Below are 14,269 nucleotides of genomic sequence, written 5' to 3' on the forward strand. Positions count from 1 at the left end.
ATGAAAACTACCCTGATATTGCTCGCGCTCGCCTCTACCCTCGCCTTGACCGCTTGCCAGCGCGAAGCGCCACCCGTCGTGCAAGTCATCGCTGGCCCTGCCGGTGCGCCTGGTCCTGCCGGCGCTACGGGTGCGACGGGCGCTGAAGCCCCTGCCGGCGCGACCGGTGCCACCGGCGCCACGGGCCAGACCGGCGACAGCGGTGCCGCCGGATATGACGGCGCCAAGGGAGCCACTGGCGCACAAGGCAACGATGGCGTTCAAGGCAACGATGGCGCCAAGGGCGACGACGGCGCCAAAGGCAAGACGGGCGACACGGTGATTGTCGTCCCGCAACGTTAATACGCCGCACGCCATACACCACAACGCCAACCCATGCGGTTGGCGTTGTGCGTATGCGTTGTACCGCACAGTAACATTCGCCAAATCGGCCTACCCTGTTCTCATTACACAGGGAGATACGCATGCTGACGATCCTACTGATGGTGGCCCTGCTGGGCTTGGCTTTACTGTTCGCGCCCGGCCCCGTGCGCCGCGCCCTCGTCACCCCGCGCCTGCTGGCCTTGTTCAAGCGCATCTTGCCAACCATGTCCGACACGGAACGCGACGCGCTCGAAGCGGGTACCACGTGGTGGGACGCGGACCTGTTTTCCGGCCGGCCCGACTGGCCCAAGCTGCTGGCCTATGGACGTGCCTCGCTCACGACCGAGGAGCGTCACTTTCTCGAGCATGACGTCGAACGGCTGTGCGAACTGGTCAACGACTGGGAAACGCAGCAGTCGCAGGACTTGCCGCCCCAGGCCTGGGCCTACATGAAGGCGCAAGGTTTCCTCGGCATGATCATCCCGAAACAATACGGCGGCAAGCAATTCTCCGCCTACATGCACTCGCAAGTGGTCATGAAATTGTCGAGCCGCTGCTCGGCGCTGGCCGTCACCGTGATGGTGCCCAATTCGCTGGGGCCGGCCGAGCTGCTGCTGCATTACGGCACTGAAGAACAGAAAAACCATTATCTGCCGCGATTAGCCGCCGGCACCGAGATTCCCTGTTTTGCCCTCACCAGCCCGTATGCGGGTTCCGATGCGGCCGCCATTCCCGACCTGGGCGTCGTGTGCATGGGCATGCATGAGGGCCGCGCCACGCTGGGTTTCCGCCTCACCTGGAACAAGCGCTACATCACCCTGGCGCCCGTCGCGACCTTGCTGGGACTGGCATTCCAGACCAGCGACCCCGAACATCTGCTGTCCGAGAATGACACGCCGGGCATCACTTGCGCCCTGATCCCCGCCAGCCACGACGGCGTGGTGATCGGCCGCCGCCATCACCCATTGAACGCCGCGTTCCAGAACGGCCCCACCTCGGGCAACGATGTCTTCATTCCCATCGACTGGGTCATCGGCGGCCAGGCGCAAGTGGGCAAGGGATGGCGCATGCTGATGGAGTGCCTGGCGGCCGGGCGCGCCATTTCGCTGCCCTCGTCCAGCGTGGGCATGGGCAAGATGGCCGTGCGCGGCACCGGCGCATATGCGGCCGTGCGGCGCCAGTTCAACATGGCTATCGGCAAGTTCGAAGGGGTGCAGGAAGCGCTGGCCCGCATGGGCGCCAACCTGTACCTGATGGATGCGGCCCGCACGCTGGCCGCGCACGCCGTCGACCTGGGCGAAAAGCCGGCCGTCATTTCCGCCATCGTCAAATACCACGTCACGGAACGGGGCCGCGCGCTCGTCAATGACGGCATGGACATTCTCGGCGGCAAGGGCATCTGCGTGGGCCCCAACAACTTCCTGGCCAGCGCCTACCAGCAAATCCCCATCGCCATTACCGTCGAGGGGGCCAATATCCTCACGCGCAGCCTGATCATCTTTGGCCAGGGCGCCATCCGCGCGCATCCGTATGTGCTCAGGGAAATGGCCGCCGTCAGCGAAAGCGATGGCCGCAAGGCCCTGCGGGATTTCGACGCTGCCTTCTTTGGCCACGTGGGCTTTGTGCTGGGCAACCTGGCCAGGGGATTATGGTACGGACTGGGCGGCGCGCGCCTGGCGGCCGTGCCCGACGCCGGCGCGCCCGCGCTGGCGCCCTACTACCGCGCCCTGACGCGGCTGTCGACGGCGTTTGCCGTCATGACGGATATGTCGATGTTCGTGCTCGGCGGTGAGCTCAAGCGCCGCGAGCGGCTGTCCGCCCGGCTGGGCGACGTGCTGGCGCAACTGTACCTCGCTTCGTCCGTGCTGAAACGCTACGAGGACGATGGCCGCCCCGAAGCCGACCTGCCCTATGTGCACTGGTCGCTGCAAGATGCGCTGGTCAAGGCGCAACAGGGCTTGACGGGCGTACTCGATAATTTCCCCGCGCGCGTGCTGGCCGTGCTGCTGCGCACCCTGCTGTTTCCCTTCGGCCTGCCGCATCGCCCGCCTTCCGACGAGCTTGGCAGTGAAGTGGCGCTGGCCCTGCAAACGCCGGGCGCCGACCGCGAGCGCCTGCTGGCCGACGGTTATGTGGCCAACGACAACACAGATCCCGTGGCTTGCGCCGAGCGGGCACTGGCCCTGCTGGCCGAGGTGCTGCACATCGAAAAACGCCTGAAAGACACACCCGCAGGCGCAGCCCTGCGGCACCTGCCGCAAAGCCTGTCCGCCATGCAGCAGTGGCTGGCAACGGCCAAGGCCGCAGGCTCGGTCAGCTGCCAGGAGCACAATACCTTGCTCGAATATGCGCGCCTGGTTGACGGCTTGATCCAGGTCGACGATTTTCCCGCCGATGCGGCGCATCTGGCTCAAGGCGGCGGCGTCGTGCAGCGTCTTGATGACGAATCCGCTGGCGAGAGCCGCGCAGCCTAGGCGGGGCTGCTTTGCGGCCTATACTGAATTGAGCGGGTGCGGTGCCCGCTCTTTCCAGAAAGGAGTCGATCATGACGCGCAAATACATCGATTGCAGGGAATTCCCAAGCGACACGCATTGCTCGGTAGCCATCTCGGCTGACAGCGAGGAAGAGCTGTTGGGAATTGCTGTGGAACACGCAGTCTCGGTACACCATCACCACGATACCCCGGAGCTGCGCCAGCAACTACGCCAATTGTTCAAGGACGGCATGCCGCCCGAACACCTGCCCATGACGGGACAGGCCGGCAGCAGCGGGGCCTCGCACGCGCACTAGCCTGCCAGGGCTTGCGCCGGTTTCTGCAAGCGCAAGCCCAGCACGAGCGGTACCAGTGCCGCGTACACGACGATCACCGACAGCCAGATGGCGCCGGGCCAGTACGCCCTGACGCCAAAATAGATGCTGGAAAACACCAGCGGACACAGGACGGATGCCAGGCTCACGGCCGAGGCCAGCACACCCTGGAACTGGCCTTGCCGGTCCTCGGCAACTTGCCGCGTCGCCAGCGACTGCAAGGCCGGCGCGCCGATGCCGCCAAGAGCGAACACGGGCATGATGGCGAAGATCATCCAGCTGCGCGTGGCAAACGCCATGACGGTCAATGCCACGCAGGCGCAGGCCACGCCCGCCAGGATGGTGGCGCGCTCGCCCAGCAGTTTCACGGCCGGGCCAGGTAAAAAAGCCTGGGCCAGCGCTTGGCACACGCCAAAGGCGCCCAGCGACAGGCCGATCCACAGCCCGTTCCACGCGAACGCGTCGTGGCCCCACAGCGCCCAGCACACGCCATACACTTCGCCGGCCGCGCTGAAGGTAAAGAAGATGACGGTAATCGGCAACAAGCTTTTCTCCGAGAAAACCCAGCGCAACGGGCGCAGAGGGTTCAATGCCGCCAGGTCGATTTTCCCCCGTGTCGGCGTGCGCGAGGGGGCGCGTGATTCTGGCAGCAGATACCAGGCCAGCAGCAAATTGCCGGCATTCAAAACGGCTGCCGCCATGAACGGCAGGCGCAGCCCGTAATCGCCCAGCGCGCCGCCCAGCACGGGGCCGATGATGAAGCCTGTGCCGAACATGGCGTTGAGCAAGCCGAAGCGGTGCGCCCGCTTCGCATCGGGAGAAATGTCGGTGATGTAGGCGGTGGCCACGGAAACGTTGGCGCTCGTCAACCCGGCGATGGCACGCCCCAGCAGCAGCATCCACAGGCTCGGCGCAAAGGCGAGGAACAGGTAATTGACGGCCGCGCCCGCCAGCGAGAGCAGCAGCACGGGGCGCCGCCCCAGGCGGTCGCTCAGCGCCCCCAGCACGGGCGCAAAGATGAACTGCATCAATGCATACAGGGCCGTCATGATGCCGATATACGGCGCCACATTGGCGGCATGGGTGACGTCCCGCAGCAGCGCCGGTAGGATGGGAAAGATCAGGCCGATGCCGACGGCGTCGAGCACGACAGTGGTAAAGATGAGGGGCAATGCCGCCACGGGAACAGATTCTTTCATATACTCAATCTAAATATGTACTCAGTACACAAATAGTATGCCCAGCCTGGCCGCGCCAGCAAGCCTTATCTGTACTCAGTACACTTCGTGTATGATCGTGGCAACATGACGATTCCTTCCGACCTCCGCTCCCGCAAACGCCTTGCCACCCGCCAAGCCATCTCGAATGCCGCCACGCGCCTGTTCTTCGTGCGCGGCTTCGAGCAAGTGACGGTGGACGAGATCGCGGCGGCCGCCAGCGTGGGACGCATGACGGTGTTCAACCATTTCCCGCGCAAGGAAGACATGTTCTTCGACCGCGAGGAAGAGGGGCGCGAACTGCTGCGCAACGCCTTGCGCCAGCGCGATCCCGCCATCCCGCCCATCGAAACCCTGCGCCTGCTGGCGCACCGACTGGTACTGGAAGACAGTCCCTACATCACATTTTCCGCCGCTGGCCAGGGTTTCATTGCCACCATCGAAGCCAGCGATACCTTGAAAGCGCGGGCGCGGGCCATCCGCGACGAACTGGCGCAAGTGGTGGCGCAAGCGCTGATCGACGCCACGGGGCGCGATGCAAACGATCCCCTCGCGCACCTGGCGGCCAGCCTGCTGCTGGCCACGTGGAGCACCGCCCTCATCGAAGCGCACCGTGCCTTCGCGCAACATGGCGACGCGCAACTGGCCAAGGCCGGCTTTCTGTCCCTGGTGGACCGGGGACACACGGGCTTGAACGCCGCCATGGCGGGCACGCCCTACGCCTGAAGCGGCAACCCCGTCGTTCAGGCAGCCCATCGTCTGTCGCAGCGCAAGCCCTCGCACTCCCTTGTTTCATTTGCCAGCACCTGGGCTTGCGTACCGTCTGGTGCCTTCCTATCATGAAACCACGCGCTGGCAAACGATGCATGCAGGCCGGCACGCGGGGACAGTCCTCCTGCTTCCCGTCACCATACCCATAACCGCATGCAGCCGCTGGGAGGTACACGATGAATACCTTGACGAACGGCCAGCTCAATGAGTTGCAAGCCTCATTGAGAGGGCAACTGCTACAAACGAACGACGCCGGCTACGACAGCGCGCGCGCCGTCTGGAATGCGATGATCGACCGGCATCCGGCCCTCATCGCGCGCTGCGCGGGCACGGCCGACGTGCGCACGGCGCTGGCATATGCGCGCGACCACGGCCTGCCCCTGGCCGTGCGCGGCGGCGGCCACAATATCGCCGGCAGCGCCCTGTGCAACGATGGCCTGGTGATCGACCTGTCCGGCATGCGCTCGGTGCATATCGATCCGCAACAACGCCGCGCCCACGTCGAAGGCGGGGCCACCTTGCACGACTTCGACCACGAGGCGCAAGCGTTCGGCCTGGCCACGCCGCTGGGCATCAATTCCACCACGGGCGTGGCAGGACTAGCCCTGGGCGGCGGCTTTGGCTGGCTCAGCCGCACGCTGGGCCTGGCGGCCGACAACCTGCTGGCGGCCGATGTCGTCACGGCCGACGGACAATTCCTGCATGCGAGCGCGACGGAGCATCCCGACCTGTTCTGGGCCTTGCGCGGCGGCGGCGGCAACTTCGGCGTGGTCACGCGCTTCGAGTTCCAGCTGCATCCGGTGGGGCCGCAAGTCACGGCTGGCCTCATCGTGTTTCCTTACGCGCAAGCCAAGGCGGTGCTGACGAAATACCGCGATTTCGTCGACGGCATGCCCGATGAATTGACCGTCTGGGCCGTCTTGCGCAAGGCGCCGCCGCTGCCCTTCCTGCCACCGGAAGTGCACGGCCAGGACGTGCTAGTCCTGCCCGTCTTTTCACCCGTGCAATCTGCCGCCATGCAGGAAGCGATCGAGCGCATCGGCAGCTTCGGCCAGCCGCTGGGCATGCACCTGGGCAGCATGCCGTACACGGCCTGGCAACAGGCGTTCGATGCCCTGCTCACGCCGGGCGCGCGCAATTACTGGAAATCGCACAACTTCACGCAGCTCAGCGACGCGGCCATCGATACTGTCATCCGCCATGCCGGCAAGCTGCCGACGCCGCAATGCGAAATCTTCCTCGGCCTGCTGGGCGCGCAGGCGAGCCGGCCGGCGCCGCAGGATACGGCCTATCCGCACCGCGACGCCCTGTACGTGATGAACGTGCACACGCGCTGGGACGAGCCGGCCGATGACGCACGCTGCATCGCCTGGGCACGCGAGTTTTTCAACGACGCCGCGCCGTATGCGACGGGCAGCGTGTACGTCAATTTCCTGACCGAGGATGAAAGCGGGCGCACGGCCGACGCGTATGGCGTGAACTATCCGCGCCTGGCGCGCATCAAGAAGCAATACGATCCCGCCAACCTGTTCCGCGCCAACCAGAACATCTGTCCGGCCGCCTAGGCTGCCACGGCGCAGCGCCTTGCAATCCCTTGATCCAGGGCAATGCAATGCGCTCGCCGCCCGCTTACAATCGCCGGCTTTGCCCCTCCTCCATGCGCCACGCTCCCGAACTCCTCCTGCCTGCCGGCTCCCTGGCCAAGATGCATGCCGCCTTCGACTTTGGCGCTGACGCCGTCTACGCGGGCCAGCCGCGCTACAGCTTGCGTGTGCGCAATAATGATTTTTCGACCTTGCAAGCCTTGCAGGAGGGAATTGATGGTGCGCATGCGCGCGGCAAGCAATTCTTTGTCGCCAGCAACATCTTTGCCCACAACGCCAAGCTGAAAACGTATTTGCGCGACATGGAACCGGTAATCGCCATGCGTCCCGACGCGCTGATCATGGCCGACCCGGGCCTGATCATGATGGTGCGCGACAAGTGGCCGGAGATTCCCGTGCACCTGTCGGTGCAGGCGAATGCCGTCAACTGGGCCGACGTCAAATTCTGGCACCGCATGGGCTTGACGCGCGTGATCCTGTCGCGCGAATTGTCGCTCGACGAGATCGAGGAAATCCGCCAGCGCTGCCCGGAAATGGAGCTCGAGGTCTTCGTCCACGGCGCCCTGTGCATCGCCTATTCGGGCCGCTGCCTGTTATCCGGTTATTTCAACCACCGCGATCCGAACCAGGGTACGTGCACGAATTCCTGCCGCTGGGATTACAAGGTGAAAAATGCGTCCGAAGACGCCAGCGGCGACCTGGGCGGCATGCAGGTAGTGCCGCTGGAATTTCACCAGGCGCTGGCCGAAGCCGACAACAACGCGTTTTCCGCCCTGCACCAGCAGCCACGCCACCCGCTGGCCGACCAGCCATATTTTATTGAAGAAGCCCAGCGTCCGGGCCAGCTGATGCCGATACTCGAGGACGAGCACGGCACCTACATCATGAATTCGAAGGATTTGCGCGCCGTCGAGCACATCGAGCGCCTGGTGAAAATCGGCGTCGACTCGCTGAAGGTCGAAGGCCGCACCAAGTCGCTGTACTACGCGGCGCGTACGGCGCAAGTCTACCGCCAGGCCATCGATGACGCCGTCGCGGGCCGCCCCTTCGATATTGGTCTCTTAGGTCAGCTGCAAGGCCTGGCCAACCGCGGCTACACGGACGGTTTCTACCAGCGCCACCACACGCAGACGCACCAGAACTACATGCGAGGCGCGTCCGAAGCGGACCGCAGCCAGTACGTGGGCGACGTGCTGGGCGTGACGGATGGCTGGGCCCGGGTGGAAGTGAAAAACCGCTTCGCCGTGGGCGACCGCATCGAGGCCGTGCATCCGGGTGGCAACCGCGATTTCACTATTACCCGCATGCTCGGCGAGGACGGCAGCGAGATCCAGGTGGCGCCCGGCAGCGGCCACTTCGTGCGCATCGAACTCGACGGGTCCCTCGACAAGGCCTTGCTGGCACGTTATTTGTAACCGCCAGTCTGCCGCGCGGGGTGAGGAACCGGTATCTAAGTGTTTGATTTGACAAGTAAAAATCCACGCATCACCGCCTAAACAATTTGTTTAGGCTTCAACATTGCTATACGATACGGCCACCCTGCGCCCGGGGGCCTTATCGGCACCCGGTGCGTCCCTGACACGTTCACCGGAATCCCCGATGCCACCTGCCACTACCGCCCTGATCACCAATGACGCCGTCGTCCTCGGCTTGCTCGCCATGACCCTGGGGACCGTCTTCTGGACCGCTTCCCGCCAGGATGGCTTCTGGAAAAAGTTTTATACGTATATCCCGTCGCTGCTGATGTGCTACCTGATCCCGGCGCTGCTCAACACGTTTGGCATCATCGATGGCAACGCTTCCGGCCTGTATGCGGTGGCGCGCGACTACCTGCTGCCCAGCGCGCTGGTCCTGCTGTGCGTGGCCATCGATTTCGGCGGCATCATCCGCCTCGGCCCCAAGGCCATCATCATGTTCTTGACCGGCACCCTGGGCGTCATGCTGGGCGCCCTCGTCTCATTCGAAGCCTTGCGTTTGATCCACCCGGAAACGGTGGCAGGCGACACGTGGCGCGGCATGACGACTGTCGCCGGCTCGTGGATAGGCGGCGGCGCCAACCAGGCAGCCATGAAGGAAGTGTTTGAAGTGGATGCCACCCTGTTCGGCCAGTTCGTCGCCGTCGACGTGCTGGTGGCCAACGTCTGGACGGCCGTGCTGCTGTTCCTGGCCGGCCGCGCGGGCGCCTTCGACCGCTGGACGGGGGCCGATTTGACGGCCATCAACGCGCTCAAGGACAGCATCGAAAGCTACCGCACGCAACACGCGCGCATCGCCACCCTGACCGACATCATGATCATCCTCGGCGTGGGCCTGGGCGTGACGGGCCTGTCGCACTTCCTGGCCGGCCCCATCATCAGCTGGATCAACACCCTGCCCGCCGCATGGCGCTTGCAGGACTACAGCCTGACGTCGAACTTCTTCTGGATCGTCGTGCTCGCCACCACCTTCGGCTTGCTGCTCAGCTTTACCAAGGCGCGCAGCCTGGAAGGCGCGGGCGCCTCGACCATCGGCTCGGCCATGCTGTACGTGCTGGTGGCAACGATCGGCATGCACATGGATTTGAAAGCCCTGCTCGACAAGCCGTTTTTGTTCCTGCTGGGCCTGATCTGGATCGCCGTGCATGGCGGCCTGATGCTGCTCGTCGCCAAACTGATCCGCGCGCCCCTGTTCTTCATGGCCGTGGGATCGCAAGCGAACATCGGCGGCGCCGCCTCCGCCCCCGTCATCGCCAGCGCCTTCCATCCGGCCCTGGCCCCCGTCGGCGTGCTGCTGGCCGTGCTTGGCTATGCGCTGGGCACCTACGGCGCCTACATCACGGGGCTGATTCTGCGCAGCATGGCGGGGTGATGACGATCCTGGCTTGACCAGGCGATCCGCAACGACAACGCCAGCCTTCGGGCTGGCGTTGTCGTTGGTGCGCGGCTCAACTTGCTAGCGGCCACCAATAGTTGCTAGAGAGAGACATGCAAACATAAATAAAATGCAATTTCGTTCCATAGATAGCATGAAGTACGATAGTATTTTAAAGCAATATATTTTCAAAAGAAGTCACTTGCTCCCTTGCTTTGAATACATCCGATCGCACGTAACATGGCGCAGCTGGCCTATCTCCCTATTCATGAATGAACGTTCTCCAACTTCGTTGACTGAAGCCAAGTCCGTGTGGACAGGCGCCACGCGCCCGACACCCGCAGAAATGCGTGAGTTTCCTTACGATACTACGTCGCCGGCGTTCCCCGATAAAAAGCTGCTGGTCTGCGCAGCGCCACGCGCATCGAGCAAGCGGCTGGCCCGCCTGTTACTCGGCGCAGGGATCGGCGTGCCGCTGGAGTATTTCAATGACAATAGCGTGCAGGCGCTGACGGAGCGCTGGCAAATCAACAAACAGGATTACCTCGCGCATATTTTTGCCAGGCGTTCTGCGAATGGCCTGTTCGCATCGAATATCCAGTTTCCCCAGATGCAAAAATGGCCGTATCCGCACGACTTTACCGCCTTGTTCGAAGGCGCGACGGTCATTCATTTGATCCGCGACAACAAGCTCGCCCAGGCGGCATCCCTGGCGACCTGCATGATCACGGGGCGCTGGGGTTTCGAAGTCGCCCCGGTAACAAAAAATTACTCGACCTGGCGCCTCAAACTGGCGGCGCGCAAGGCCATGCAGCTGATTGCCGTGGATGAACAGCTTTGGCAGGACTGGTTCAAGCAACGGGGTATCGAACCGCTCGTCATCAGTACCGAACGTGTCAACCGGCACGACATGACGCTGATCGATGACATCGCCGCCTTGCTCGGCGTCAACGCCGATGCGGCAAGCGCCCAGCGCATGCTGGACGTGGATCGGGGCGCCTACCCTGGGGACCAGGAACTGAAATCGCGCATGCGCACGTTCGTCGAAGAACTTGCGGCACGCGGCTAATCAACGCCCCGCCTCCCCATTTTCATTAAACACGTACAACAAGAAGGACGAACATTGAATATCTTTATGGTGCGGCCCACCACTCGCAACATCGGCAACGACCTCATCGGCTACGCTACAGCAGAACTCCTCTACGAAGTGTTCGGAGCAGCCACCAATGTCGTCAGCATTCCCGCCTTGAAGGGACCGCAGTTTGGCGGCCTGGTGCCACGCCAGATCTATGACATGAACCGTCTCGCCGACGCCGTCATCGTCGGCGGCGGAAACCTGTTTGAAAACGGCCAGCTGTCCTATGATGTCCAGGCCGTCAATGCCTTGCGCCGGCCGATGATGCTGATGGGCCTATCCCACGGCCGCATCACGGGGCGCGACGGGCAAATGGAAGACCGCACCGACGCGCTCAGCCCGACTGCGATACGGCACCTGGTCGAGCACGCCAAGGTGGCCATGGTGCGCGACACGGGTTCGCAGGAAATCCTCGCCGACCTTGGCGCCAAGGTGACGGTCGGTGGCTGCCCCACGCTGTACCTGCCGCCGAATGCCGAGGGTGAAGCGGCCAGGGGCGGCGTGATCATTTCCATCCGTCATCCCATGCGCATGAGCGTTCCTGCCCCCTTGCAGTGGCGCATCGCCGAAGACTTGCGCCGCCTGATTGCCGCCCTGCGTGCCGAATATGCGCAACCGGTCTATCTGGCCTGCCACGACTACATCGACCTCGAATTCGCCGCCGGCTTCCCGGACGCGGCGCCCCTGTACTTTGACGAAGTCGGCCGCTACATCGAGGCGCTGCGCACCTGCAAGCTGCACGTCAGCTACCGCTTGCATGGCTTCCTGCCCTGCCTGGCCATGGGCTCGCACAGCATCAACCTGTCGTATGACGAACGGGGCCGCTCGATGCTGTCGACCATCGGCATGGCGTCGTGGGATGTCGATCTGATGCAAAGTGGCGACTGCGTGAGCGCCATCATGGACCGCGCGCGCTCGGCCGCGCAGTATTACCGCGCCCGCCAGAACGCCCTGCCGCTGATACAAGAATTGCGCCAGATCACGGTGCACGGCTTGCAGACATTGCGCCCCCTGGCATCGGAGCAATGAAGATGAGCGCTCCATCCTCGACACAGGGCGTGTGGCTCAAGTGTCACGTCCGTGAACTCGCTCCGTGGGCAACGATGACCGAACGCGTGCTCAGCGAAATCATTTCCACGGTCGAACAAATGAAGGGCGCCGCGGCAGCCCAAGTGCTGCGCCAGCATGGCATCGAGCGGCTGCACGAAGTGATCGACACCGACGATGTGACGTCCTTGCGCAACCAGGTGCTGGAACGCTTGCGCCAGCCCTTGCTGGCCATGGCGACGGCCGTCGGCCGCCAGATCCTGGGCTGGGATGGTGATTTCTATGTGGATGACTATTTGATCCTGCGCATCAACTTCCCCTATGAAGTGGCGCGCAAGACCAATCCGGCGAGCGAAAATCCCGGCATTGGCCGCCTCAGCGCGTCCGTGCGCGAGCAATTTCAAGCCCGTAAGGTCGTTGACCCCGTGTACGCGCCGAAAGACTATCACCGGGGCCACCCGCCCGCCGCCTGGGCGCATGGTCCGCACATCGATAGCTGGGCCGGCCATTCGCGGGACGGGCGCAATGTCTGGTGGGCCATCGGCGAAGTGCCGGCGGAAGCGGGCATGGTGCTGTATCCGGAATTGGCCAACGCCTCGCTGCCCTGCGAGCGACGCACGCTGTACCTGCAAGCGGGCTACCGCCTGCCGGTGCCGACTTATCTGCCGCTGGCGGCAGGCGAAATGCTGGTCTTCGATCCAGAAGTGCTGCACGGCACGCACCTCAATACGACGGACGCGACGCGCGTGGCCATTTCCATGCGCCTCAATGCTTCCCGCCCGACCTTCGATCCCGCCTGTTTTTACTCGCGCGAATTCTGGCGCCGGGCCGCCGATATCGAACAGGGCCACGATGAAGTGCTGCACCTGCGACGCGAAGACAACTTCGGCGCGCCCGTCGTCGTCGCCCCCGTGCAGACGCCGGCAGCCGTTCCCGTCATTGCCGGCCAGCTCGACCAGGCGAGCGGCTTCATACATGGCCAGCTGCCTGCCGCCGGGCCGGACACGCAGCGCATCATCGTCGATGCCGCGCCGTATCGCATCATGCTGGTGCACACCAGCGACGGCACCCGCGCCTACGACGCGGCCTGCCCGCACTACGGCGTAGACCTGGCCGATGGCGGATGCGATAGCGACAAAGTGTATTGCCCGGCCTGTGCCATCTCGTTCGACTTGCAAACAGGAAAATCATCGTGCCCGTCATTGACACTGCAACCGTACGACATCCGGCAAGACGGCGCAGCCATCCGCATCCGTGTTGCGCCGCCAGAAGCCGTGGCGCCATGAGCGTCGCCCCCGTCAGCGTCATCATTTGCACCAGGAACGGCTGGTCCAGGGGCTTTCTCGACGACACCTTGCAATCGCTGCTGGCCCAGTCCAGGCCCGCGCAGGAAATCTTGCTGATCGATGACGCCAGCAGCGATGGCACGGCCGCCTACGTCCGGCAAGCCTACCCGCACGTAATCATCGTGCACAATGCGGGCACCGGCCTGGCGGCCGCCCGGAACACGGGAGTGGCCGCCGCCCGTTTTCCATGGGTCGCCTTCATCGACGACGATGACATCTGGTGTCCTGGAAAACTGGCTGAACAACTGGCACAGGTACACGCATCAGTAACGCCAGATGCGATCATGTATGTATCGCAAGTTGCCACGCTGAACAGCCATGGCGGCAATCCCGTGGCTTGGGCAACGCCACGGCAGTTTGCCACCTGGCCCGCCTGCCTGCTGGGTTCTCCCATCCAGCCATCCGGCGTGTTGCTCAGCAAACGACTGCTCTCCCGTATCGGGCCATTCAGCGAACAACTGAAGGAAGGTGCCGCTTACGACTACTGGATACGCTGCCTGAGTGCCGGCATGTCCATCCGCTACAGCAGCAACGTCCTGCTGCACTATCGGCAACATCATCCGCAGATGACGGCGCCGGCGCGCAAGTTCGAGCATTTCCTGAATATGGATGCCATTGTCGCGCCCTATCTCGAGCAGCTGGCGCCAGCGCTGGCGAAGCGGATCCGTTGCGCGCGCCGGCTGAACAATCTGCGTTCCCTGCTGAGCCATACCGGCATGCGGGCGGCGCTACGTTACTGGCGCGCCAGCGTGCCGCGCCCGGCATCCAGCCTGCGCACCCTTTCCTATTTCTTGTTAGACACTATTGCATGCCGGGCCCCGCACCGGATTCGCCACACGCTGCGGCAGCGCGCCATGCAGCTACTCATCGGCAAGGAAGCACTCTTGCCTGAGCTGCGCCCGAAACGATCCGGGCATCCGATGTAACGGCCCGCAACGCCAGCGCTCGCGCTGGCGTTTTTTGATTTTCGGTCATTTTTTCCACCAGACCACTATCTGCTTTGCCTCGCCGCTTGATGGGAAAGCGCGCTCCAGAATGTAGCAGAAACCCCTCAAAACCAAATTTCCGCACCATTTTCGTGCAAAATCTGCGATGATAGTTGCCCAAATAACCGTTTACCTCCATGG

General features: G+C 63.5%; 12 protein-coding genes. 11 read left to right on the forward strand and 1 reads right to left on the reverse strand.

Going from position 1 to position 14,269, the window contains the following annotated elements; all coding sequences use genetic code 11:
- From BLT98_RS14125 to BLT98_RS14135, 3 genes are all read left to right on the forward strand, one after another.
- Complete coding sequence (locus BLT98_RS14125) at positions 1-342, forward strand: hypothetical protein (RefSeq protein WP_070259850.1); 342 nt, start codon at positions 1-3, stop codon at positions 340-342.
- Between the two features lie 122 nt (positions 343-464).
- Positions 465-2,837 (forward strand): acyl-CoA dehydrogenase, encoded by a 2,373-nt coding sequence (locus tag BLT98_RS14130; RefSeq protein WP_092608813.1) that lies wholly within the window; start codon positions 465-467, stop codon positions 2,835-2,837.
- Positions 2,838-2,908: 71 nt separating this feature from the next.
- Positions 2,909-3,154, forward strand: coding sequence for a DUF1059 domain-containing protein (locus BLT98_RS14135; protein WP_070282880.1), 246 nt, complete (start codon positions 2,909-2,911; stop codon positions 3,152-3,154).
- On the opposite strand, the gene BLT98_RS14140 is transcribed toward BLT98_RS14135, so the two are convergent.
- Entirely contained in the window at positions 3,151-4,371 is a 1,221-nt protein-coding gene (locus tag BLT98_RS14140; protein ID WP_092608816.1) for a TCR/Tet family MFS transporter, read from the reverse strand. The two genes, BLT98_RS14135 and BLT98_RS14140, sit on opposite strands and share 4 nt — an antisense overlap.
- 105 nt (positions 4,372-4,476) lie before the next feature.
- Between BLT98_RS14140 and BLT98_RS14145 the strand changes: the two genes are divergently transcribed.
- The 8 genes from BLT98_RS14145 (at position 4,477) to BLT98_RS14180 (ending at position 14,068) form a co-directional block, all read left to right on the forward strand.
- Positions 4,477-5,115 (forward strand): TetR/AcrR family transcriptional regulator, encoded by a 639-nt coding sequence (locus tag BLT98_RS14145; protein ID WP_092608820.1) that lies wholly within the window; start codon positions 4,477-4,479, stop codon positions 5,113-5,115.
- Positions 5,116-5,336: 221 nt separating this feature from the next.
- A complete protein-coding gene (locus BLT98_RS14150) occupies positions 5,337-6,725 on the forward strand; it encodes an FAD-binding oxidoreductase (RefSeq protein WP_092608824.1) in 1,389 nt (462 codons plus the stop codon).
- Positions 6,726-6,817: 92 nt separating this feature from the next.
- Entirely contained in the window at positions 6,818-8,179 is a 1,362-nt protein-coding gene (gene yegQ / locus BLT98_RS14155) for a prephenate-dependent tRNA uridine(34) hydroxylase TrhP (RefSeq protein ID WP_092608829.1), read from the forward strand.
- 184 nt (positions 8,180-8,363) lie between these two features.
- Positions 8,364-9,611, forward strand: coding sequence for a DUF819 family protein (locus tag BLT98_RS14160; RefSeq protein ID WP_092608832.1), 1,248 nt, complete (start codon positions 8,364-8,366; stop codon positions 9,609-9,611).
- Between the two features lie 157 nt (positions 9,612-9,768).
- Positions 9,769-10,683 carry a Stf0 family sulfotransferase gene (locus tag BLT98_RS14165; protein ID WP_170846385.1) on the forward strand — a complete coding sequence of 305 codons (915 nt, stop codon included), beginning with the start codon at positions 9,769-9,771 and terminating at the stop codon, positions 10,681-10,683.
- Positions 10,684-10,737: 54 nt separating this feature from the next.
- The gene (locus BLT98_RS14170) at positions 10,738-11,778 is read left to right on the forward strand and encodes a polysaccharide pyruvyl transferase family protein (protein ID WP_139179260.1); all 1,041 of its coding nucleotides are present in this window, start codon (positions 10,738-10,740) and stop codon (positions 11,776-11,778) included.
- Positions 11,779-11,780: 2 nt separating this feature from the next.
- Positions 11,781-13,082 (forward strand): Rieske 2Fe-2S domain-containing protein, encoded by a 1,302-nt coding sequence (locus BLT98_RS14175; protein WP_170846386.1) that lies wholly within the window; start codon positions 11,781-11,783, stop codon positions 13,080-13,082.
- A complete protein-coding gene (locus BLT98_RS14180) occupies positions 13,079-14,068 on the forward strand; it encodes a glycosyltransferase family 2 protein (protein ID WP_070259863.1) in 990 nt (329 codons plus the stop codon). Before BLT98_RS14175 ends, BLT98_RS14180 begins: the two co-directional genes overlap by 4 nt.
- Positions 14,069-14,269: the final 201 nt, after the last annotated feature.

It is taken from the genome of Janthinobacterium sp. YR213 (assembly GCF_900099875.1).
Classification (GTDB): domain Bacteria; phylum Pseudomonadota; class Gammaproteobacteria; order Burkholderiales; family Burkholderiaceae_D; genus Janthinobacterium; species Janthinobacterium lividum.